Genomic DNA, 22,324 nt, shown 5'->3' with positions numbered 1-22,324 from the left:
TATAACCGGCGTGCGAACCGGCTTGCGTCAAGCATACCCCGTCCCGGCACTGGCGCACACGTCAATGCGGTGTTCCGCGCCCAAGCAAGTATCATGGCAGCCGGGCGGGGCCGCACGGGGCGATGCCGCAGCCCGCAGAGAGAGATTGGATCAGATATGCTTATTGCAACCCATGGTGGCAAGTTCCACGCCGACGACGCGTGGGCGGTCGCGGTACTCAAGGTGCTGTTCCCGGACAGCGATATTGTCCGCACGCGCGACAGTGCCATTATCGAGGGCGCCGATTTTGCCATCGATGTGGGTGGCATCTGGGACCCGGCCAGCGGGCGCTTCGACCATCACCAGAAAGGCTTCAGCGCAGCCCGCGCCAGCGGGGTGCCGTATGCCAGCGCCGGCCTGGTCTGGCGCGAATACGGCGCGCGCTGCGTGAGCGTGCTGGCCGAGCTCCACAGCGGGCACCAGCTGTCGCCGGACAGCGCGCGCGAACTGGCCCAGGCCATCGACGCCGACGTGGTGCAATACCTGGACTTGTCCGATGTGGGGGCGGCCAAGAGCGCGCCGGGCGGCTATGGCCTGTCGGCGGTGGTCTCCGGTTTCAATCCCAACTGGCTTGATGAACAGCGGCTCGGCTATGGCGACGCGGCCGACAGCTTCCGGCTCGACCAGTTCAAGCGCGCCATGGCCGTGCTCACCGATGTCATGGTCAATGCCGTGCGCTATCGCGTGGGTGCCATGCTGGCGCTGGAGCAGGTGCGCGCGGCCGAAGCAATCGAAGACGGACGCTTGCTGCTGCTGCCCAATAGTGCGCTGCCGTGGTCGCAGGTGGTGCGCAAGGAAATGCCGAAAGTCCTGTTCGTGCTCAGCCACAGCCTGGCCGAGCAGCGCTACATGCTGCACACCGTGCCGGTCAGTGCCGACAGTTTTACCGCCCGCGCGGACTTGCCGCAATCCTGGGCCGGCTTGCGCGATGAACAGCTGGCGGCAGTGACCGGGGTGCCCGACGCGGTGTTTTGCCACAATGGCCGCTTCATTGCCGCCGCCAAATCCTACGAGGGTGCGCGCGTGATGGCCGCCCTGGCGCTGCGCGAAGTGGAAATGGCGAGCGGCGAGGCGGCATAGCGCCTGCGTGCGTGCACAGGCCGGGCCGGCGCTGCACGCAAGGCCGGTGCGCGGCTGAACGCGCAAAAAAAATGCCGCCCGAAGGCGGCATGGCATGCGTGTGCAGGAAAATCAGAACTGATTCATCGTGTTGTGCTTGCCCGATGCCTTCAGTGCCGCTTCGCCGCTGAAGTATTCCTTGTGGTCGTCGCCAATGTCCGAACCGGACATGTTCTGGTGCTTGACGCAAGCGATACCCTGGCGGATTTCCTTGCGCTGAACGCCGGCCACATAGCCCAGCATGCCCTGGTCGCCAAAGTATTCCTTGGCCAGGTTGTCGGTCGACAGGGCGGCCGTGTGGTAGGTCGGCAGCGTGATCAGGTGATGGAAGATGCCGGCTTCGCGGGCAGCGTCGGCCTGGAAGGTGCGGATCTTTTCATCGGCAGCCTTTGCCAGTTCGCTGTCGTCATACTCAACGCTCATCAGCTTGGCGCGGTCGTAGGCAGAGACATCCTTGCCTGCTTCCTTCATGGCGTCATACGCCTGCTGGCGGAAGTTCAGGGTCCAGTTGAACGACGGGCTGTTGTTGTACACCAGCTTGGCGTTTGGAATGACCTTGCGGATTTCGCTGACCATGCCGCCGATCTGGGCGATATGCGGTTTCTCGGTTTCAATCCACAGCAGGTCGGCACCGTTTTGCAGCGAGGTGATGCAGTCGAGGACGCAGCGTGCTTCGCCGGTGCCGGCGCGGAACTGGAACAGGTTGCTCGGCAGGCGCTTGGGGCGCAGCAGCTTGCCGTCGCGCTTGATGACGACGTCGCCATTGTTCATCGATTCGGTCGAGACTTCTTCCACGTCCAGGAAGGAATTGTACTGGTCGCCCAGGTCGCCCGGCTCACGGGTGACGGCGATCTGCTTGGTCAGGCCGGCGCCGAGCGAATCGGTACGGGCCACGATGAGGCCATTGTCCACGCCCAGTTCCAAAAAGGCGTAGCGCACGGCGCGAATCTTGGCCAGGAAGTCTTCGTGCGGTACCGTGACCTTGCCGTCCTGGTGGCCGCACTGCTTTTCGTCCGATACCTGGTTTTCAATCTGGATGCAGCAGGCACCGGCTTCGATCATCTGCTTGGCCATCAGGTAGGTCGCTTCGGCGTTGCCGAAACCGGCGTCGATGTCGGCAATGATGGGCACCACGTGCGTGATGTGGTTGTCGATCTGGTCCTGAATGGCTTGCTTGGCTGCGCCTTCTGCACTGTCGAGCTGACGGAACAGGCCGCCCAGTTCACGGGCGTCAGCCTGGCGCAGGAAGGTGTACAGTTCACGGATCAGGTCGGCCACGGCAGTCTTTTCGTGCATCGACTGGTCGGGCAGGGGGCCAAACTCCGAGCGCAAGGCGGCAATCATCCAGCCCGACAGGTACAGGTAGCGGCGATCAGTGCTGTTGAAGTGCTTTTTGATCGAAATCATTTTTTGCTGGCCAATGAAACCGTGCCAGCAACCCAGCGACTGGGTGTACTTGGAGGAGTCGGCATCGTAGGCGGCCATGTCGTCACGCATGATCTTGGCTGTGTAGCGTGCGATGTCCAGGCCGGTCTTGAAGCGGTTCTGGGCGCGCATGCGAGCGGCGGACTCAGGATTGATCGCGTTCCATGCGCTGCCTTCTTTGTCCTTGAGTGCAGCGATGGCTTGGATATCGTCTTGGTACTGTGACATGTGGATTCCCCAGGTAATGAAAGTAAGATCGAAAAAAGTGTCTGGTGTCGCTGGGCTGTTCGCGCCGCGCTCCGGGCGCCGAAGCAAAACAAAACTGCCTGGAGAAATGATAGTCCTTTTCTGCTGACTAATCGAGTCTTATATAAGACATATAACCAAAATTAAGCAGTTTAGAATCAATCACCTAGAATTGCGATTTCGCGATACGAAATATTGTTTCACTTTCTGGCGTAGGCAATCGTCGCGCGCAGTGGGCGCTTTTCACATTGCGGAACGATTTTTCAAATTCAGGAAAAGCGTGGCGAACATGGCGCCGTTGGCGCGCCCGCTGCATTCCGGCAGGGCGGCATGGCGATGATGAAGGGGTTCTCGTGCGAGGGGTTGATCAGGGGCAACGAAATGACCCGCGGGGATGCCGGATGGCGGCATGCCTGAGCCTGGGGCCGCGCGGTAGAGTGCGGCGTGATGGAAAGCGCTCTTGCGTCCCTCCAGCAAAAACGCCACCCGAAGGTGGCGTCTGTGGGGCTCAGTGGCCTTATTTCATCGCGCCGGTGACAACTGGCGAGGTGCCTGCTGGCTGAGGCTGCAAAGCGTTGTCAACCGTTTCGTTCATCATGACCTGAAACAGGACGGGATAGTCATATGCTGCGCCGGAAGCGACGTCCACGCCCGCGCCAATCACGCCGCCAAACAGGATATTGCCGGCGACCATGCCTTTGGTGGTTGACTTGAATGAGGCAAGGCCAGTGGGGACGCCCGCTTTTTCGCACTTGATGTTCATGTCGCCGTATGCGCGGCGCACACTGACGGTGCCCGGTGTCGTTACAAAATACACACCCTTGTCATTGGTGAGGGTGCAGGTGGCTCCGTCAACGCGGGCGCCGTGGGCCAGCGTTTCGACAGACACGACCTGGGTGGTGCCGCTGACGATCGACGCGCAGCCACTCAGGGTTGTCACGGCAGCGCACAGGGCAGTGAGGCTGATCGCGCGAACGTAGTTAGTCATTTTCATTGAACATTCCTGGTTGGGTTACCGGATTCCCCGGTTAATTGTTGTTGGTACCAAGAATCAGTATATGAATCGAATCAACTATTAGTAAATCCATTTCTTTTTTTTGCCATGAATTTGTTGTTAAACGGATAATTCGGGGGCAACTACCGTGCAGGCCATGCTCGCGTTTTGTGATCAAATTGAAAGCGCCACCCTGCAGCTTGCAACGCCAGGGCGCGCCCCTCACTTTCTGAAAGGACCAGCATGAGCGACACATTCGAGGTTGGCGATAAGGTGCAATGGCACTCGTCGCAAGGAATCGTCCACGGAACAGTCAAGAAAAAGCTGACCTCGCCGGTCGACATCAAAGGCCATCACGTGGCCGCCTCGCCTGACAATCCCGAGTACCTGGTCGTGAGCGACAAGACGGGAGCGGAGGCGGCCCACAAGCCCGGCGCCCTCAAAAAAGCGTGAGGCCAAATCAGCAGTGTGATCGGTGTGGCTGTGCCTGACTTATAGTCAGCATCTGGCAAGCGATGTCCTTGCCGCGCCTGAAGCACATCGGCGGGCGTGTACTTTTCACGGAGGCCAGCAATGCAGTTGATTATCTCGGCAGGCGTCATCCTTGTCGTTGTCGCCTGGGGTATTGTCGCTCCGGCCTCGCTGGCGTCCACATTCGAGCGCCTGCTGGCACAAATCACCACCAATTTCGGCTGGCTGTACCTGTGGACCGTGCTTGGGCTGGTCATTGTCGCGGCCATGCTCGCCTTTAGCCGGTACGGCAATCTCAAGCTGGGAACGGAAGAGGAGGAGCCCGAGTTTTCGCTGCTCAGCTGGTTCGCCATGCTGTTTGCCGCCGGCATGGGGATTGGCCTCGTGTTCTGGGGCGTGGCCGAACCCATTTCGCATTACGGCACCCCGCCGCCGGGCATCGCCCCCCGTACGTCGGAAGCTGCCAATGCGGCAATGCGCTACAGTTTTTTCCATTGGGGCTTGCATCCCTGGGCCGTCTACAGCGTGGTGGCGCTGGCCATTGCGTTCTTCTCCTTCAGGCGAGGAAAACCGGCACTGGTCAGCGCGGCCACGGAATCACTGCCCTGGACCTGGGCACCGAAATTGTCGGTCGCCATCAATGTGCTGGCCATTATTGCAACGGCATTCGGTGTCGCCGCTTCGCTGGGGATCGGCGCCCTCCAGATCAATAGCGGTCTGAACGCCGTGTTCGGCGTGCCGATCGGGGTCCCGTCCCAGCTGGCCATCATCGGGGTGACCACCGCCTTGTTCATTGGTTCCGCCGTCAGCGGGGTCACACGGGGCATCAAGATCCTCTCCAATATCAACCTGGGCCTGGCCTTCCTGCTGATGGCCGCGATCTTCATTGTCGGCCCCACCATCAAGATCATCGACACGTTTTCCACCACGCTGGGCGCTTATGTCAGCGAATTTGTGCGCATGAGCCTGCGCACGACGCCCTTCCGGGAAAGCGCCTGGGTAGGCGACTGGACCGTCTTCTATTGGGCATGGTGGATTACCTGGTCTCCCTTTGTCGGCCTGTTCATCGCGCGCGTGTCGCGCGGACGCACCATTCGCGAATTTATCCTCGGCACCGTGTTCGCACCGACCCTGGCCAGCATGATCTGGTTTTCCGTGTTCGGAGGAACGGCCTTGCACCTGGAAATCTGGCAAGCCGTGCCGCTTGCCGAGGCCGTCAAACTGGATGTTTCCACGGCCTTGTTTACCATGTTCGACGCGCTGCCTTTTGGCGCCGTCATGTCGGTGGTGGCAACCATGCTGGTGCTGGTGTTTTTCATCACCTCGGGTGACTCGGCCACGCTGGTGCTGGGCATGATGAGTACGGGCGGCCAGCAAAATCCCCGCGCCCGCATCAAGGTGATCTGGGGTTTGCTGGTGTCCGGGATCGCGGTCAGCCTGTTGCTTGCCGGCGGCATCAAGGCGGTGCAGACCGCGACCATTGTGTTTGGCCTGCCATTTGCGCTGGTCATCATCCTGATGGTCACGGCACTGTGGCGCGCCGTGCGGCAAGATTGGCTGGAAGAACAGGAGCGTGAACGCGCACTGCGCCGGCGCTTGCGCGAACTGGCCGAAAACCCCGTGGCCGCACCCAAGCCGGCCGCACCGCCATGACAATCGCGCTCATCCTGGCAGCGGCCAAGAGTTTTTTGTTTGTCCTGGCCACCATGCTGCCGATCCTTAATCCGGCCGCCACGGCGCCCATTTTTCTGAGCATGACCGATGGGGCGTCGCTTGCCACCCGCATCGTGCTGGCGCGCCGCATTGCGCGCAATATGTTCTGGCTGATGGCCGGCTCGATGCTGGTGGGCTCCTATGTCCTCGATTTTTTTGGCATTTCGCTGCCCATTGTGCGCGTCGGCGGGGGCCTGCTTCTCGCCTCCGTTGCATGGCGCCTGCTCGGGGCGAACCCGGCCACACCGGACAGCCGCGCAGCCCTGGCAGAGGCATTCACACCAGACCATGCCCACCGGCAGTCCTTCTATCCCCTTACGTTTCCAATCAGTTGCGGCCCGGCCTCCATCTCCGTTGCCATTACGGTCGGCGTCGCCCTGCATGACGTCCAGCTTGTGTTTTCCCTGGCCCGGATGGGAGGGGCCTTGCTGGCGCTGGCCCTCATCGGTGTCCTGTTGTACCTCGCGTTTCGTTATGGTCAGCATTTCCTGCGCCTCATTGGCGACGCCGGTACCGCGGTGTTCCTGCGCCTGACCGCCTTCATTCTGCTGTGCCTTGGCGTGCAGATTGTCTGGGATGGCTTGCGTGAACTAGTGCTTGAAATGGTGCCGCTTGCAACCGGGTCGGGCGCGATGCAGGCCAGCCTTCTGTTTCACCATGCAGCTCTGGCGCGTGTCTAGACGGCGCGCCACCTCGGCCAACGGCCCGATCCGCCCTGGCGCCTGGGTGCAATGTGCCGCGCTTGCCGGCCCAGGCCCCGCCTCAGTCGCCGGTGGCCGAGTGAGCAGCGGCGGTGTGCGATGAGCCAACTGCTTGCCGGTCTGGGGCGGCTGTTGCGGCGCAACCTGCTGCTGTTTGCCCTCATTGTGCTGATCCTCGCTTCCGGCTCCTGGGTGAGCAACCAGTGGCGCCAGGGCCAGGTGCTGATCAATCAGCTGCCCGCGCTGCGTGCGGCGCAGCAGGATGTGGACGTCTTGCACGCCAGTCTGGACAGCGTCCTCACGCAGCAGGGAAGGCAGCTCGCCAGTGCCACGGTTGAGCGCCTCGATAGTCACATCGCCACGCTCGATCGGGAGCTGCAGCAGATCGAGCGCCGGCAGCAGCCCGTGTCGGTGGCGACGACAGTGTTCGGTGTCGGTGCACCGCTGACTGAACAGCTGCGGCGCCAGGCGCTCCTGGGAGTTGAACTGGAAATGCGCCGCCAGTTCAGGGCGCACCTGCTCGAACTGCGCATGCATGCCCAGCTGATGGGCAACCGCCAGGCTGCCCAGGCCAGGCTGGAGCAGCTGCGCCAGGCGCATGTGCAGGTATATGGACAACTGCGCAGCAGCACGCTGGAACTGGAGCAGCTGCGCGCGGCGGCCGGCTGGTTCGCCGTCGTGCCGGGCACACCCTCGTACCGCCAGGCAGCGCGCTTGCAAGCGCGCATCGGCTCGCTGCGCGCTGCCAATGCCAGGGCCTACCAGGCTTATCGTACCCAGCGTGCCCGGCTTGAACGGCTGGCGCTGCCGGCGGCGCTGTCGCCATTTCGGGTCACGCCGGCTCAGTCCGCCGAGGCCGTGGCGCTGCTGCACCGGCAAATCCAGCAGGCCGAGGCGCTGGCAGCGCACAATCTGGTCTGGCGCGCCTATCAGGCTACGCGGCCGGTGCTGCCGACGGCGCTGGCCATCCTGGTGGCATGGTGGTTGCTGCCGGCGGCGCTGCGTACGCTGTTCTATTTTGTACTGGCGCCCCTGGCGGCGCGCCGCCCTCCCGTGATCATTGCCGCGCACAGCGCGGCGCCCGCATACCGCCCGTTTGGCTCCGCCGTGTCGCTGGCGCTGGTGCTGGCGCCGGACGAGGACCTGGTTTGCCGCCCGGACTACTGCCAGAGCCAGCCACTTGAGGTGAAGGTGACAACCCGTGTGCTGTTTGACTGGCGACATGCGCTCACCAGCATGGCCGCCCAGTTGTGGATGCTCAAACTGCTGCGCAGCAGCCAGCGCTCGCAGCTGGTCCTGTCGTCCACGCGCGATCCCCTGGACGAACTGGCAATTGTCGATATTGGCGCCGGCGCCGCCTTCGTACTGCATCCCCGGGCACTGGTCGGCATGGTCCACGCAAGGGGGCAGCGTCCTGTGATCCGCAGCCATTGGCGGCTCGGCACGCTCCATGCCTGGCTCACACTGCAGCTGCGCTACCTAGTCTTCGAGGGCCCGGTACGGCTGGTTGTCAGGGGCTGCCGCGGCGTACGCATGGAATCTGCCGCCCCCACGCGTGTGATCAGCCAGGACGCAACGCTGGGTTTTAGTGCCAACGCCCGCTACGGCACGGTGCGCGCCGAGCCATTTCTTGCCTACCTGCGGGGCGCGCAGCCGCTTTTGCATGATTGTTTTGCGGGCCAAGCGGCTTGTTTTCTGTACGAGGAAGTGCCTCGCCGCCGGCGCAGCGAGGCCCAGCAATCCAATCCCCTGAGCATGCTGGTGGAAACAGGCATGCGCGCCTTCGGCATTTGAGCGGGAGCAACCTCCTTATGCGCCGTTTGAATGCCCGACAGTTTCCAGGCATTGCGATTTTGCCTTTAATCAGCTTTGCGCCAGCACTGCTTATGGGTAACATAGTGGCGGACGTGGCAACAGGCCGCCGTCGCTGTAAAGACGCCGCGCTGTGTTGCTGGGATAAATTGAACTGTCGACAGGATGGTCCTGTCATGTAAAGGCCATAATGAACAAACAAGTCACTGCCCAGAAACCGGGCGTCTTTAATCGGGTCCTCAATCTGATCGAGGTCGCCGGCAACAAGCTGCCCGATCCGGCCATCCTGTTTGCACTGCTGCTGGCGCTGGTGTGGGCCATTTCCTGGGCCATGTCGGGCATGGTATTTAGCGAAGTGGACCCGCGCACCGGCCAGGCAATCCAGATCAAGAACTTGCTGGCACCCACGGCGCTGACGGACTTCACCGCGAAGATGGTCAATACCTTCGTCACCTTCCCGCCGCTTGGGGTGGTGCTGGTGGCGATGCTGGGCCTGGGCGTGGCCGAATACACCGGCTTCATCAACGCTGGCCTGCGCAAGATCCTGGCGGTTACGCCCAAACTCCTGCTGACCCCGGTCCTGATCGCTGTCGGCATCCTTAGCCATGTGGCCGTCGATGCCGGTTATGTACTGGTCATCCCGCTGGGTGCCGTCATTTTCTACGCGGCAGGGCGCCATCCGCTGGCCGGCATTTCGGCGGCCTTTGCCGGCGTCTCGGGGGGATTTTCCGCCACTTTATTCGTGCCTTCCAGCCTTGATCCCCTCCTGTCCGGCCTGACCCAGGTTGCCGCGCGCCTTTCGTCGGACCCTGCTGCCGCGGCGATCGTGATCAATCCCCTCAATAATTACTATTTCACGACCGCGTCCACGCTGCTGGTCGTGCTGGTCGGCTGGTTCCTGACCGACAAGATCATTGAACCGCGCCTGAGCAAGTCGCCCGTCGATGGCGACCCGGCCGGCCTGCCCAAGATGGACCCGTTGCAGGGCCAGGAAATCAATGGCTTGCGCTGGGCCGGCATTGCCATGGTTGCCAGCCTGGCGCTGCTGTTATTGTCGGCCCTGCCGGAAAGCTCGGCCTGGCGCTCGCCCACCACCCAGGAATTGACGCATTCCTCGGCACCCCTGATGCAGTCGATCGTGCCCCTCATTTTCATTTTCTTCCTGATTCCCGGCGTGGTGTACGGTGTCGTGGCCGGCACCGTGAAAAACCACCGTGATGTGGTCAAGGGCATGAGCACCGCCATGAGCGGCATGGGCTATTACATCGTGATGGCTTTCTTTTGCGCCCAGTTCATTTACGCCTTCGGCCAGTCCAACCTGGGCGCGCTGGTGGCGATCAAGGGCGCCATGTGGCTCAAGGAAATGGCATTCCCGATGGGCGTGACGCTGGCAGGCATCGTGCTGCTGACCGGTACGGTCAACCTGTTCATTGGCTCGGCTTCTGCCAAGTGGGCCCTGATCGGCGCCGTCATGGTGCCGATGCTGATGGAACTGGGCGTGTCGCCCGACCTGACGCAGGCCGCTTACCGGGTGGGCGATTCCTCCACCAACATCATCACGCCGCTGCTGCCATACTTCCCGTTGATTATCGTCTTTTGCCGCAAGTATGTGCAATCGACCGGCATTGGCACCCTGATCGCCCTGATGCTGCCTTATTCGCTGGCGCTGCTGGTGTGCTGGACCCTGTTCCTGCTCGGTTTCTGGGCACTCGACATTCCCCTCGGTATCGGCTCCACCTTTACCTATCCGGCAGTTCGCTGATCCGGTCGCTGCCCGCCGCGGGCGGACACGCAAAAACGCCAGCCTTTGGGTTGGCGTTTTTGCTGGGCCATGCTGGCGTGCAGACCGATGCACAGGGCGCCGCTGTTGCGGGCGCGCGCGCGCCAGTGCTGTTAAGATTCGCGATCACCATCAGTTGCCATTTGCAGGAGTACGAAAATCCTACCCTTCCTAGTCCAGACAGCGTTACGTACGCCAAAGCTCGCCATTGCGCTTGTCTTGCTGGTGCTGGTCATGCTGGCTTCCACCCTGACCTATACCGGTTTCCTGGTCGTTGGCGTGCTGGCGCACTATCTCGACATTGGCCGCGTCATGGCAGGTCTGCTGCTCGGTGTCCTGTTTGCCCGGGTGCCGTGGTTTAGCAAAGGCAAGCTGCGTACCTATGGTTTGTTGCCGGCTCCCTTGCGGCGCCCGGCCATGGTGCTCTTGCTCGTGCTGAGCCTGGCGCACTTTTTGTGGCTGGGCGACTACCTGCCTGCCGTGGTGATTGCGTTCGCAGCGTTTTTTCTGGTCGCATTCCCCTGGATCAGGCGCGCAATCTGGGGACGGATCGTCTCGTCCCTGTTCAAATCCGCCCCCGGCCCCGGGCGTCAGAAAGACAGGGACGACATGGTGATTGACGGCGAGTTCAGGGAAAAGAAGGACTGAGGGGAACGCCGAACGGCGCCTCGCAGGCAAGCGTCCTGTTGGGCGCGATCTGCGGCGCTGCTGCGAAATAGGCCATAATGGCGGGCCGCGGCCACAAGCCGCGCTTGCCCCTTGGGGATAGGGCGCTTTCGGTCTGGAGTCAGTCGAAAGCGTATGACCACGCGCCCCGAACAGAAGAATATGACATGAGCGACAGAGAAAATACAGCGGTAGCCGAATTGGTGTTTGCACTCGGCAAAGCAACCCGACGTGCAATGGATAACGCCAGCGATACCGCCAGCCCCGCCGGATTGACCAGGATGGCCAACAACTTGCTGGAGGCCGGGCACGACAAGGTGGCCGGCGACATGCTGCTGGTGTTCGTGGCCGGCTTTGAGGAAGGCGAACCGCCAGAGCGGCGCACTGATCCGGAAAGTCGGTAACGGGCACAGGACGACGCCGGTTCAATCCCCCGGGGTGGGGGGCGTGTCGTTCGTCGGCGCAGCTTTGGCGATGTGCGCGCTGATATGCGCCAGTCCGGCGGCAAATTTGCCTAGCAGTTTACAGTTGCGTGCCGCGAACCCGGCGACAATTTCGGGAATCAGGAAGTCTTTGACGTTCTTGTTGAGGAAACACTTGACCTCTTTTTCGATGATGACATTGTGGAGAACCGCGGCATACACGATAGCGTCTTGTGGACTTAGGTCGAGGTCATTCTGGGCTTTTATTGCATTGCGCATCACATCGCGGTCGGTTGGCAAAATCGTGGCCATATCGACCAAACGCGACAATACTGCATTGAGCCGTTCTGTTTCCTGAACTACTGACTCGTTGAGTACTCCAAGCAGTGCATCGGCATTTTCTCTTTCTCGATATGGCGTGGAGCGCGCAAGTTGATTCATTTCCTTCGCTACAGCCAGGGCAAGCACACGCCGTTCACGGTGCCGTCGTACCAAGGTTTCATAGGGCTCGCCAAGTGAAAACGCTGGTATCGCTATTTTGATGACACCGCGCTCCGCCAGCTGCAATATGCGCTCACACGGCTCACTGTCATCCTGCAATAACGCCAGTTCGAGCACGAAATTTGACTCGACATACACGATCATGCAGCCGCCTCAGTCTCCACCGTTCCCCTGCGAATCGCATCAAACAGCCCCGAGTCAACAGCCCAAGACTGCAATGTGCCCTGATCGGTTGACACACTCGTATTGGTCATGTCGTTCAACCATATCCGTACTGCCATTTCCAGCCCCAGGTCAGTCATGCCGCGTATGGATTGCTCAGGCAGATATCTCCGGAGTGCAGAGCTTGTTTCTGCCTGGAAGTCTGGCAAATAGGACGCTTTTTTTTGCTTGCTGGACCATAGATAGAGTTTGTCTGGCAGAACCAGCAAAAAAAATGGTGAGGGTGGCACTGCTTTGTGTTCGAGCAAATTTCGGTGCAACTCGGCAGCCCACCGCGGATCGGAATTTGGCATGCGTTTGCACTCCACGACCAGCTGGAGTTGACGATCAGGGGAATAGACCACAATATCAGGCTGGGATGGCATGACAATCCTCGGGAGGCATGAGTTGTAGCTGCAATCGTAGCATCTTCCCTCGCGGCTGGCGTGGGGCGTCAGACTTGCCAGTGTAAATAGCCGAAGCGAAGCAAAGGCGCAGTGCGACGCGCGTGGCTGGCCAGCTTGCGTCCTTAATCAGTCGACGTGCAAAGTGCGGGTGTTTCAATGATGCCGGGTATGCCTGGCGCATGAATCTTTTTGCCATGTTGCATTCATCACTTAAACCGGACATAGTTGCGATATGTCCATCGCCACCCTGAGCCCCACTCCTGCCGACCCTGCACGCGACGGTCCCGACAGCATCAGCGGCTGCGTGGTCTCGATCGACCTCGAAGTCGGTCGCGACAGTGGCAAGATCTACCGGCTCGCTGCAGTGTGCAGCGCGGCGCAAGAATCCGTCGCCTTTCCCCCGGGAACGCTACCCGATGCATTGCGCGCCCTCGACAATCTCGCCGACAAGGCCAGATATGTGCTGGGACACAACCTGATCGCCTTCGATCTGCCCCAGCTGCGCGCCGTCCAGCCCAATCTCAGGCTGCTGGGCAAGGATGCCATCGACACCCTGCGCATCAATCCCCTGGCGTTCCCGCGCAATCCCTACCACCACCTGGTCAAGCATTACCAGGATGGCAGCTTGCTCGGCAATCGGCGCAACGATCCCTTGCTCGATGCCGAACTCGCGCAGCAATTGTTTGCCGACCAGCTCGCCAACCTGACAGCGATGGCCGCCACCACGCCCGACCTCGTGCTGGCATGGCATTGGCTGACGACCGAACAGCGCGGCGTGGGCGGACTCGACCATTTTTTTGCCGAAGTGCGGGGCGCCGTGCGCCCGGATGACGCGGCCGCACAGGCGGCGCTGCTGCGCCTGCTGGACGACCGGGCCTGCGCCCGGGCCAGCGTGGAGCTTGTCGGGCAGGCGCGCCAGTTGGCCTGGCCACTGGCCTATGCGCTGGCCTGGATTTCCGTGGCCGGCACCGATTCGGTCATGCCGCCATGGGTACGGCATCAGTTTCCCCAGGCCGGGCAACTGGTGCGTCAGCTGCGTGACCAGCCTTGTGCCAGTGCGGCATGCCGCTGGTGCGCGCGCGAGCACGATGCCTTGCTGCAGCTGAAGCGGTGGTGCGGCGAGGATTACGATTTTCGCCCGGAACCGGCAGACAAGGTCAGCGGGCTGCCCTTGCAGCGCGTGATTGTGGAGGCTGCCATGCGCGGCGCGCACGCGCTGGCCATTCTGCCGACCGGTACCGGCAAGTCGCTGTGCTACCAGGTGCCGGCCCTGGCGCGCTTCATGCGTACCGGGGCCTTGTCGATTGTGATCTCGCCGCTGGTGGCCTTGATGGAAGACCAGGTCAAGGGATTGCGTGATCGCGGCATTGACAGCTGCGCGGCCATCAATGGCTTGCTGTCCATGCCCGAGCGCGCCGATGTGCTTGACCGGGTGCGCCTGGGCGACGTCAGCATCTTGCTGATCGCGCCGGAACAGTTGCGCAACAAGAGTGTGCGCAAAGTGCTGGCGCAGCGCGAGATCGGTGCCTGGATTTTCGATGAAGCGCATTGCCTGTCGAAATGGGGGCAGGATTTTCGCCCGGATTACCGCTACGTCGCGCGCTTCATTCGCGAGAGCGCCGAGGCCAGTCCCGCCAGGCAAGTGCCGCTGATACAGTGCCTGACCGCCACCGCCAAGCCCGAAGTGGTGGCCGATATCGTGGCGCACTTTCGCGAGCGGCTCGGCATTGAACTGGCCGTGTTCGACGGCGGCTCGAAACGCGAGAACCTTGACTTCGACGTCATTGAAACGACGCAGACGGAAAAGTTTTCCGTGGTGGCCCGCCTGATCGAAGGGGAGCTGCCTGCCGATGCGGCCGGCGGTGCCATCGTTTACTGCGCCACCCGCAAGCAGGTGGAAGAGGTGGCCACCTTCCTGCGCGACAAGGGCCTGGCCGCGGCTCCGTATCACGCGAAATTGCCGCCCGAACGCAAGAAGGAGACCCAGAAGGCATTCATCAGTGGCCAGCTGCGCGTGATCGCGGCCACCAACGCCTTTGGCATGGGCATCGACAAGCCGGACGTGCGCCTGGTGGTGCATGCCGACATTCCCGGTTCGCTGGAAAACTATCTGCAAGAGGCCGGCCGGGCCGGGCGCGACCGCCAGCACGCGCGCAGCGTCTTGCTGTACACCGCCGATGATGTCGAGCGCCAGCATGGCATGTCGGCCGCGTCGCGCCTGTCGCGGCGTGACATCCAAAGCGTGCTGCGCGCCCTGCGCCAGCTGCAGCGCAAGAAGACGCGCGACCAGCCGCTGGTGGCCACGCCCGGGGAAATCCTGCAGGAAGACGAGGATGGCAAGTTCAAGCGCGACGGCAACACCGATGACACGCGGGTGCGCACCGCCATCGCCTGGCTCGAGGAAGCTGGCCTGGTGCGGCGTGAGGAAAACGCGGTGCAGATCTTTCCATCGTCGCTGCGCGTGCGCAGCGTGGCCGAGGCGGAGCGGCTGCTGGCCGAGCTCGATGGCGGCTATCGGCGCCAGTGCCTGCGCCTGGTGGAATTTTTGCTCGCTGCCGAGGCTGACGATGGCCTGTCCACCGACGAGCTGATGGCAGCCGGCGGATTCGATCCCGACCTCTTGCGCGAAACCCTGTTCCTGTTCGACCGCCTGGGCATTGCCAGCAACGACATGGCGATGACCGCCTATGTCCACGTGGCGGTCGAGAACGCGTCGAAAAAGCGCTTGCGCATTGCCAGCGAGCTGGAAGCGGCCGTGATTGCGCTGCTGCGCGAAGAGGCGCCCGACCTGGGCGCGGGCGAGGCTTCGCAGCTGCACCTGCGCCTGCTCACCCAGAAAATCAAGGACCAGGGCATTCCGGTATTGCCGCAGCGGCTGCGCCAGATCATTGCCGGGCTGGCCGGCGACGGGCGCGATGGCGACGACGGCAAGGGCAGCCTGACACTCAAGCGTGGTGGCGACCCGGAAGTGCTGTCCGTGACCCTGAACCGCTCCTGGCAAGCGCTGGCACGCCTTGCGGAGCGGCGGCGCAGCGCAGCCGCGGTACTGCTCGACCATTGGCTGTCCACCCTGCCGCCAGGGGCGCGCGGTGTGGATCAGCTGGCCGAGACCACGGTCGGCAAGCTCACTGCCAGCGTGGCCGGCGACGCCCTGATTGCGGCCGATACCAAGGACATGCGCAAGCTGGTCGAACGGGCCTTGCTGTGGCTGCACGAGCAGGAAGTACTGCGCTTGAACAAGGGACTGACCATCTTCCGTCCGGCCATGACGCTGCACCTGGAAAGCAACTGGAAACTGCAATTTGAAAAGAGCAATTACCAGGCGCTTGCCCTGCATTACGAAGAGCTGACCCGGCAAGTGCACATCATGGCCGAATATGCGGTGCGCGGGGTGGGCAAGATGGCCGACGCCGTGCAGCTGGCGCTCGATTATTTCAGCCTCTCGCGCGATGAGTTTTGCCAGCGCTGGCTGCCGGGACGCGAGGCCGAGCTGACCCGCCAGAGCACACCGCAGTCGTGGGACGCCATCGTCGAGACACTGTCGCGCCCCCACCAGCGCAATATCGTGGCCGACGAGCGCGAAGGGGCCAATGTGCTGGTACTGGCGGCGCCGGGCTCGGGCAAGACCCGGGTACTGGTGCATCGCATTGCCTACCTGATCCGCATGCGCCGCGAAAATCCGCACGCGGTCCTGGCGCTGGCGTACAACCGCCATGCCGCGCTCGAGATCCGCAAGCGCCTCACGGAACTCATTGGTGACGATGCGCGCGGGGTCACCGTGCTCACCTGCCATGCACTGGCCATGCGCCTGGTGGGGGCCAGCTTTGCCCAGCGCGGCGGCGAGGAAGCCGATTTTGAGGCCGTGCTGGCCGAGGCCACTGCCTTGCTGGAGGGGCGCGGCCTGCTGCCGGAAGACGCCGACGTCCAGCGTGACCGGCTGCTGGCCGGCTTTCGCTGGATTTTCGTTGACGAATACCAGGATATCGGTCCCGGCCAATATGCACTCATTGCTGCGCTGGCAGGGCGCAAGCGCAGCGACGAGGACGAGCGCCTGAATCTGTTTGCGGTCGGTGACGACGACCAGAACATCTATGCCTTCGCCGGCGCGTCGATCGAGTTTATCCAGCGCTATACGGACGATTACAAGGCGCGGGCCGAACTGCTGCTGGAAAACTATCGCAGTACGCATCATATCGTCGCCGCCGCCAACCTGGTGATCGAGCGTGCCACCGGGCGCATGAAGACGGAGGCGGTGCGCGTCAACGCCGCCCGCGCCAATGCCCAGCCGGGCGGGGCGTGGCAGGCCATCGACCCGGTCACCAAGGGGCGGGTCCAGGTCTTGCCGGCCGGGCGCGATGCACAGGAGCAGGCGCTGGCCATCTTCACCGAGCTGCAGCGCATGCTCGCGCTCGGCCTCGATCCGGCGCGCACCGCGCTGATCGCGCGCCAGTGGAAGTATCTCGATCCCGTGCGCGCCGTGCTGGAGGCGGCAGGCATCCCGGTGAGCATGGCCGACGACGACACGCCGTCCCTGTGGCGCCTGCGCGAAACGCAGGCCCTGCTGGCCCATCTTGACGAGCGCCGCGCCGCCGGCGCCGGCCGCCTGCTCAGCGCCGACGATCTGCGTGCCTGGCTGGCGCAGCAGGATGGCACAGGATGGTGGCCCATGCTGGGCGAGGCGATCGACGCCTTTGCCGCCGATACGCACGGCGCTGCCGTGCCGCTACCTTTGTTCCAGGAGTGGCTGGCCGAATGGGGGCGTGCCACCCGGCGCCAGCAGAGCGGCATTCTGCTGATGACGGCGCACCGTGCCAAGGGGCTGGAATTTGATCATGTTGTCGTTCTCGATGGCCAGTGGCGCAGCGGGCAGGACGAGGCTGATGCAGTGCGGCGGCTGTACTACGTGGCCATGACACGGGCGCGCCAGACCCTGACCCTGGCCCGCATGGAGGCTGGCAATCCCATGCTCGATGCACTGGGTGAGCATGCCTGCCTGGTACGCCGTGCGGCGCTGCCATGGCTGCCCGCGCCGGGGCCCCTGGCGCGCCGTTTCTGTCTGCCCGGTCCAAAGGATCTCGTCCTCAGTTTCGCCGGCCGGAAGGATGGCGATGCGGTGCACCGCGCCATTGCGCGCCTGCGCGTAGGCGACCAGCTGCGTTATGTCGAGGATGAACGTGGCATCCGGTTTGATGACACGGCGGGCGTGACCGTCGGCAGGCTTTCCAGGCACTTCAAGGCCCCGGCCGGCATGCGCTGCCTGCAAGCGCGGGTGCGCGCCGTGCTGGTATGGCGCAAATGCGATAACGCGCCCGAGTATCAGCCACACTGCCGCAGGGACCGGTGGGAAGTGGTCATGCCGGAGCTCGTTTTCGGGCCCTGAGCTGGGCGCTGTGCCGCATGGGCGAGCTTTCCGGGGCCGGCATCCGGGACAACGCGCCAGGCCCAGGCAAGGCGGGTGCGACTGCGCATACAGCAGACGAGGGCCGGCATCTGCGTGATAATGACGCTCTTTCCCCAGGGCCGCGCATGGATTTTCGCAATCTGACCGAACACGACATTGTCTGCCATACCGACAGCGCCACGCTGGCGCGCGGGCGCGAGTATTTTCAGCGCGGGCAAGTGCTGAGCTGCCGGCTGACGGGAAACGAACTGGAAGGCGTGGTCAGCGGCAGTGGCCGCAATGTCTACGAGCAAACGATCTGCCTGAACGATGACGACCGGTGGCCGATCGACGGCAGTTGCAGCTGCCCCATGGAATACAACTGCAAGCATGTCACCGCCGTCCTGTTGGCTTACCTGGACCGGCGGCCGGCCAATACCGGCTTCCCGGCGCCGCTGTCCTACGCCAGCCAGCTCTGGCTGCAGAATCTGGTGAGAACAATCAGCGTGGCGCATGCGCCGGCGGCGCCGCGCAAAGTGCCCATGCGCCTGGTGTGCGTGTTCGTTCCCAGCAAGCGGCGTGGCGGCCTCGACCTGGTGCTGTGCCGTTCGCGGCCCCTCCCCGGCGGCGGCTTTGCCAGCGCAACGGCGATTGGCTACACTTACGGCGTGATGAACGATCCTGGCGTGCGCGGCGCCGCGGATCGCGCGCTGGTGCGCACGTTCCTGGCGCTGCGCGCCGATGGCGACCACTACAGCATGGTGGCCAAGCCACGGGAATCGATGGGGGCCCAGCTGCTCGATCAACTGCTCGATCAGGGCATCTTGCTGCAAGCGGCGGCGCGCAAGGACCTCAAGGGCAAGATGCAGCAGCTGGTGCGCGGCCCGCGGTGCGCTGCCACGCTGGCCTGGCATATGGACGATGGCGTCCAGCGCCTGCGCTGGGAAGCCGAAGGTGCCCCGCTGGGCGCGGTCCTGCCAACCGAACCGCCCATGTACGTGTACCAGGACCAGATGGGCGAACTGGCCCTGCCGGAGGCGCTGCGCGGCATGCAGGTTGAGCAATTGCTGGACATGGTCGAGCAGGCCCCGCTGCTGGCCGAAGGCCAGAGTGCGCGTCTGGCCGCTGAAATGCAGGCCCTGCAGCTGGACCGTCTGTTCCCGCTGCCGCCGGTTGCCAGCCTGGAAATGCGCCGCGACATTCGGCCCACCCCCCACCTTTTCCTGGGCAGTACGCCTGCCGGGCATGGTGGCGGGGCGGCCGGCTGGCACGATTTCGCTGTGCTCTCCTTTGACTATGATGGCACGCCGGCCGAGTTCGATGGCGCCCCCACCTTGCTGCGCCTGACGCCACAGGGCAGCGAGCAGATCGAGCGCGATGCAAAGGCCGAGGCCATGGCCCATGCCACCCTGGAACAGCTGGGCTTTCGGCGCAGCCCGGAGGGGGTGGCAATGCGCGGCGCCCTGGCGCTGGCCGATGCGCACGCCTGGATGGCGTTCGGACGCGAGGGCGTGCCGGCCTTGCGCGCGCAAGGCTGGATAGTGGCACTGTCCTCCAGCTTTCGCTTCGACATGGCCGAGATCGAGGACTGGTATGCCGAGGTTGGCAGCGAGGGCAAAGGCCAGGCCTGGTTCGAGCTGGAACTCGGTATTGTCGTGGAAGGCGAGCGCGTGCCGCTGCTGCCGATCCTGCTGCAGCTGATCCGCAGTGCGCCGCACGCCTTTGATCCGCAGGCACTGGCGGCGCGTGCCGAGACCGAGCTCCTGGTGGTGCGCCTGCCCGCCGGCAAGACGGTCGGCCTGCCCTGGAGCCGCGTGCGGCCCATCTTCAGCACCCTGGGCGAGCTGTATTTTCTGGAGCGGGTGGGCAATGCGATCCGCTTGCCCAGCGTGGATGCGGCGCGGCTGGCCCAGCTCGAAGCGAGCGCCCGGCTGCGCTGGATGGGCGGCGAGCACTTGCGCGCGCTGGGCCAGCGCCTGGCCGGATTCACCGGCGTGCAGGCGGTGGCGCCGCCGGCCGGCCTGCAGGCAAGGCTGCGCGGCTATCAGCTCGAAGGCCTGGCGTGGATGCAATTTCTGCGCGAGTACGGGCTGGCGGGCATCCTTGCGGACGACATGGGCCTGGGCAAGACGATTCAAACGCTGGCCCACATCCTGACAGAAAAGGAAGCGGGGCGCCTTGACCGGCCGGCCCTGGTGGTGGCCCCCACCAGCCTGATGGGGAACTGGCAGGAAGAGGCGGCCCGTTTCGCGCCAGACTTGCGCGTGCTGCTGCTGCACGGCCCGGAGCGCGCCGCGCGCTTTGGCGACATGGCCGGCCACGACCTGGTGCTGACCACCTATGCCCTGCTGCCGCGCGACGAGGAGGCGCTGCGGCTGCAGCCCTTCCACCTGTTGATCCTGGACGAGTCGCAATACATCAAGAACCATCGTTCCAGGGCCGCCGAAACCGCGACCCTGCTCCAGGCCCGCCATCGCCTGTGCTTGACCGGCACCCCGCTGCAAAACCATCTTGGCGAGCTGTGGTCGCAATTCCAGTTTCTGCTGCCCGGACTGCTGGGCGACGAGAAGCAATTTAACAGCCAGTTCCGCAAGCCCATCGAGCGCGACGGCGACAGCGAGCGCAATGCCTTCCTGACGCGCCGCATCAAGCCCTTCCTGCTGCGCCGCACCAAGGATCTGGTGGCCAAGGAGCTGCCGGCCAAGACAGAAATGCTCAGGGAAGTGACGCTGGCCGGCGCCCAGCGCGACCTGTACGAAACGGTGCGGCTGGCGATGGACAAGAAGGTGCGCGCGGCCATTGCCAGCAAGGGCGTGGCGCGCAGTCAAATCGTGATCCTGGAAGCCTTGCTCAAGCTGCGCCAGGTGTGCTGCGATCCGCGCCTGGTGCCTGCCCGTGGGCGCGCGCGCATGGCAGCACCGTCGGCCAAGCTGACTGAACTGACCGGGATGCTGGAAGAATTGCTGGACGAAGGACGCAAGGTTCTGGTGTTTTCCCAGTTCACCAGCATGCTGGCGCTGATCGAGGACGAGTTGCGTGAACGCGGTATCGCGTATGCCTTGCTCACGGGCGAGACGGTGGACCGCAGCGCGCAGGTCAAGGCATTCCAGAGCGGGAAGGTGGCGGTTTTCCTGATCAGCCTGAAAGCAGGCGGCGTCGGCCTGAACCTGACGGCGGCCGACACTGTGATCCATTACGATCCGTGGTGGAATCCCGCGGTGGAAAGCCAGGCCACTGACCGTGCCTGGCGCATCGGCCAGGACAAGCCGGTATTTGTGTACAAGCTCATTGCCAAGGACACCCTGGAAGAAAAAATCCACGAAATGCAGCGCAGGAAGGCAGTGCTGGCCAGCGCCATCCTGAGCGGAGAAGAGGCGCACAGCCTGCAGCTGACCGAAGATGATTTGCGGGCGATCCTGGCACCGCTGCAAAGGGGGGCGCCTGGCGTCGCTTAATTGAGCGCCTTGAACAGATTAAAGACGCTGACGATGCTAATCAGGGTACCAACGAGAACCAGAAGGGTGCGTGTCTTGAGCCGTTTGGTGACCAGCGCCGCGAATGGCGCTGCGCCCAGGCCGCCAATAATGAGACCAAGCACCAGGACCCACACACCCGTTCCCACCATCAGCGTAAAAGCCGTTGCACCGGCCAGCGCCAGGTAGAACTCGGCGAAATTGACCGAGCCGATCGTGGTGCGTGGATCGCAGCCTGAGCCGACCAGCGAGGTGGTGACCACGGGGCCCCAGCCGCCGCCGCCAGCCGAATCGACAAAACCGCCGAACAGGGCCAGCTTGGCAACGTGGCGGGGTTCTTCCTTGCGCGGCTTGATCGCGCGCCATGCCTTGCTCAGGATGTACAAGCCCATGATGAGCAGGTAAGCCGAAATGACCGGCTTTAAGGCCTTGCCGTCGACCTGGGTGACCAGCACAGCGCCCAGGACGGCGCCGATCATGCCCGGCACCAGCAGGCGCAGGAATAGTTTCTTGTCAACGTTGCCCATCTTGGCATGTGCCACGCCGGATACGCCGGTCGTGAAAATTTCCGCAATGTGGACGCTGGCGCTGGCCATGGCCGGGGTAGCGCCGGCGCTGAGCAGAAACGTGGTGGACGTGATGCCATACGCCATGCCCAGCGCGCCGTCGATGGCCTGGGCCAGGAAGCCCACTGCCACGGCCGCCCAGAACATTCGGTCTGACAGGGTTTGCTCCACCAGGGAAAGGATGGTGCTGGAATCGTTCGACTGCAGGAAGCGGGTCATCATGAACAAGACCAGCGTCAGCATGACCAGCGACGTAAAACCCGTCGCGAAGCGCAGCGCTGGCGCAAGTGGCATTGCCGGCAGTGGCGCCGCGACATGGTGGGTTGACTCTGCCGACGGGTCAGCCAGTTTCCGATACAGCTTCATCATTTCCTTGTTGGTGCGGGGGTGTGCAACAAGGATACTGGC

At 63.3% G+C, this 22,324-nt stretch carries 15 protein-coding genes; 10 read left to right on the top strand and 5 right to left on the bottom strand.

All coding sequences use genetic code 11. The annotated features are described in order from the left end of the window. Window positions 1-156: 156 nt before the first annotated feature. A complete protein-coding gene (locus KY495_RS05540; protein WP_219882729.1) occupies window positions 157-1,119 on the top strand; it encodes an MYG1 family protein in 963 nt (320 codons plus the stop codon). A 111-nt stretch (window positions 1,120-1,230) separates the two neighbouring features. On the opposite strand, the gene KY495_RS05535 is transcribed toward KY495_RS05540, so the two are convergent. Continuing rightward, window positions 1,231-2,811, bottom strand: coding sequence for an isocitrate lyase (locus KY495_RS05535; protein WP_219882728.1), 1,581 nt, complete (start codon window positions 2,809-2,811; stop codon window positions 1,231-1,233). 535 nt (window positions 2,812-3,346) lie between these two features. Beyond that, window positions 3,347-3,823, bottom strand: a complete 477-nt coding sequence (locus tag KY495_RS05530) for a hypothetical protein (RefSeq protein WP_219882727.1) — start codon at window positions 3,821-3,823, stop codon at window positions 3,347-3,349. 243 nt (window positions 3,824-4,066) lie between these two features. Between KY495_RS05530 and KY495_RS05525 the strand changes: the two genes are divergently transcribed. The 7 genes from KY495_RS05525 to KY495_RS05495 all read left to right on the top strand — a co-directional run bounded on the left by KY495_RS05525 (window position 4,067) and on the right by KY495_RS05495 (window position 11,370). Continuing rightward, window positions 4,067-4,276 carry a DUF2945 domain-containing protein gene (locus KY495_RS05525; protein ID WP_219882726.1) on the top strand — a complete coding sequence of 70 codons (210 nt, stop codon included), beginning with the start codon at window positions 4,067-4,069 and terminating at the stop codon, window positions 4,274-4,276. Between the two features lie 120 nt (window positions 4,277-4,396). Next, window positions 4,397-5,947 (top strand): BCCT family transporter, encoded by a 1,551-nt coding sequence (locus KY495_RS05520; RefSeq protein WP_219882725.1) that lies wholly within the window; start codon window positions 4,397-4,399, stop codon window positions 5,945-5,947. Beyond that, on the top strand, window positions 5,944-6,687 hold the full coding sequence (locus tag KY495_RS05515; protein ID WP_219882724.1) for a MarC family protein: 744 nt from the start codon (window positions 5,944-5,946) through the stop codon (window positions 6,685-6,687). The genes KY495_RS05520 and KY495_RS05515 overlap by 4 nt, the downstream gene beginning before the upstream one ends. A gap of 120 nt (window positions 6,688-6,807) precedes the next feature. Beyond that, entirely contained in the window at window positions 6,808-8,502 is a 1,695-nt protein-coding gene (locus KY495_RS05510; RefSeq protein WP_219882723.1) for a hypothetical protein, read from the top strand. A 208-nt stretch (window positions 8,503-8,710) separates the two neighbouring features. Next, a complete protein-coding gene (locus KY495_RS05505) occupies window positions 8,711-10,282 on the top strand; it encodes an AbgT family transporter (protein ID WP_219882722.1) in 1,572 nt (523 codons plus the stop codon). Window positions 10,283-10,534: 252 nt separating this feature from the next. Then, window positions 10,535-10,948, top strand: a complete 414-nt coding sequence (locus KY495_RS05500; protein ID WP_219882721.1) for a hypothetical protein — start codon at window positions 10,535-10,537, stop codon at window positions 10,946-10,948. 254 nt (window positions 10,949-11,202) lie between these two features. Then, window positions 11,203-11,370, top strand: coding sequence for a hypothetical protein (locus KY495_RS05495; protein ID WP_229518504.1), 168 nt, complete (start codon window positions 11,203-11,205; stop codon window positions 11,368-11,370). A gap of 21 nt (window positions 11,371-11,391) precedes the next feature. Here the strand turns inward: KY495_RS05495 and KY495_RS05490 are convergent, their stop codons facing one another. Then, entirely contained in the window at window positions 11,392-12,033 is a 642-nt protein-coding gene (locus KY495_RS05490; RefSeq protein WP_219882719.1) for a PIN domain-containing protein, read from the bottom strand. Continuing rightward, window positions 12,030-12,476, bottom strand: a complete 447-nt coding sequence (locus KY495_RS05485; RefSeq protein WP_219882718.1) for a hypothetical protein — start codon at window positions 12,474-12,476, stop codon at window positions 12,030-12,032. Before KY495_RS05485 ends, KY495_RS05490 begins: the two co-directional genes overlap by 4 nt. A gap of 253 nt (window positions 12,477-12,729) precedes the next feature. On the opposite strand from KY495_RS05485, the gene KY495_RS05480 reads away from it, so the two are divergent. Continuing rightward, window positions 12,730-17,877, top strand: a complete 5,148-nt coding sequence (locus KY495_RS05480) for a RecQ family ATP-dependent DNA helicase (RefSeq protein WP_219882717.1) — start codon at window positions 12,730-12,732, stop codon at window positions 17,875-17,877. A gap of 146 nt (window positions 17,878-18,023) precedes the next feature. Next, the gene (locus tag KY495_RS05475) at window positions 18,024-21,332 is read left to right on the top strand and encodes a DEAD/DEAH box helicase (RefSeq protein WP_219882716.1); all 3,309 of its coding nucleotides are present in this window, start codon (window positions 18,024-18,026) and stop codon (window positions 21,330-21,332) included. Here KY495_RS05475 and KY495_RS05470 read toward each other — a convergent pair. Continuing rightward, complete coding sequence (locus tag KY495_RS05470; protein ID WP_219882715.1) at window positions 21,329-22,210, bottom strand: sulfite exporter TauE/SafE family protein; 882 nt, start codon at window positions 22,208-22,210, stop codon at window positions 21,329-21,331. The genes KY495_RS05475 and KY495_RS05470 overlap by 4 nt on opposite strands. Window positions 22,211-22,324: the final 114 nt, after the last annotated feature.

It is taken from the genome of Massilia sp. PAMC28688 (assembly GCF_019443445.1).
Classification (GTDB): domain Bacteria; phylum Pseudomonadota; class Gammaproteobacteria; order Burkholderiales; family Burkholderiaceae_D; genus Telluria_A.
This window is presented reverse-complemented; position numbering and strand designations above follow the sequence as displayed.

What these genes read in the sequence shown, in the direction of transcription:
- KY495_RS05540 (WP_219882729.1), top strand. Translation starts at nt 157, where the DNA reads ATGCTTATTGCAACCCATGGTGGCAAGTTCCACGCCGACGACGCGTGG.
- KY495_RS05535 (WP_219882728.1), bottom strand. Translation starts at nt 2,811, where the DNA reads ATGTCACAGTACCAAGACGATATCCAAGCCATCGCTGCACTCAAGGAC.
- KY495_RS05530 (WP_219882727.1), bottom strand. Translation starts at nt 3,823, where the DNA reads ATGAAAATGACTAACTACGTTCGCGCGATCAGCCTCACTGCCCTGTGC.
- KY495_RS05525 (WP_219882726.1), top strand. Translation starts at nt 4,067, where the DNA reads ATGAGCGACACATTCGAGGTTGGCGATAAGGTGCAATGGCACTCGTCG.
- KY495_RS05520 (WP_219882725.1), top strand. Translation starts at nt 4,397, where the DNA reads ATGCAGTTGATTATCTCGGCAGGCGTCATCCTTGTCGTTGTCGCCTGG.
- KY495_RS05515 (WP_219882724.1), top strand. Translation starts at nt 5,944, where the DNA reads ATGACAATCGCGCTCATCCTGGCAGCGGCCAAGAGTTTTTTGTTTGTC.
- KY495_RS05510 (WP_219882723.1), top strand. Translation starts at nt 6,808, where the DNA reads ATGAGCCAACTGCTTGCCGGTCTGGGGCGGCTGTTGCGGCGCAACCTG.
- KY495_RS05505 (WP_219882722.1), top strand. Translation starts at nt 8,711, where the DNA reads ATGAACAAACAAGTCACTGCCCAGAAACCGGGCGTCTTTAATCGGGTC.
- KY495_RS05500 (WP_219882721.1), top strand. Translation starts at nt 10,535, where the DNA reads ATGCTGGCTTCCACCCTGACCTATACCGGTTTCCTGGTCGTTGGCGTG.
- KY495_RS05495 (WP_229518504.1), top strand. Translation starts at nt 11,203, where the DNA reads ATGGATAACGCCAGCGATACCGCCAGCCCCGCCGGATTGACCAGGATG.
- KY495_RS05490 (WP_219882719.1), bottom strand. Translation starts at nt 12,033, where the DNA reads ATGATCGTGTATGTCGAGTCAAATTTCGTGCTCGAACTGGCGTTATTG.
- KY495_RS05485 (WP_219882718.1), bottom strand. Translation starts at nt 12,476, where the DNA reads ATGCCATCCCAGCCTGATATTGTGGTCTATTCCCCTGATCGTCAACTC.
- KY495_RS05480 (WP_219882717.1), top strand. Translation starts at nt 12,730, where the DNA reads ATGTCCATCGCCACCCTGAGCCCCACTCCTGCCGACCCTGCACGCGAC.
- KY495_RS05475 (WP_219882716.1), top strand. Translation starts at nt 18,024, where the DNA reads ATGGATTTTCGCAATCTGACCGAACACGACATTGTCTGCCATACCGAC.
- KY495_RS05470 (WP_219882715.1), bottom strand. Translation starts at nt 22,210, where the DNA reads ATGCCACTTGCGCCAGCGCTGCGCTTCGCGACGGGTTTTACGTCGCTG.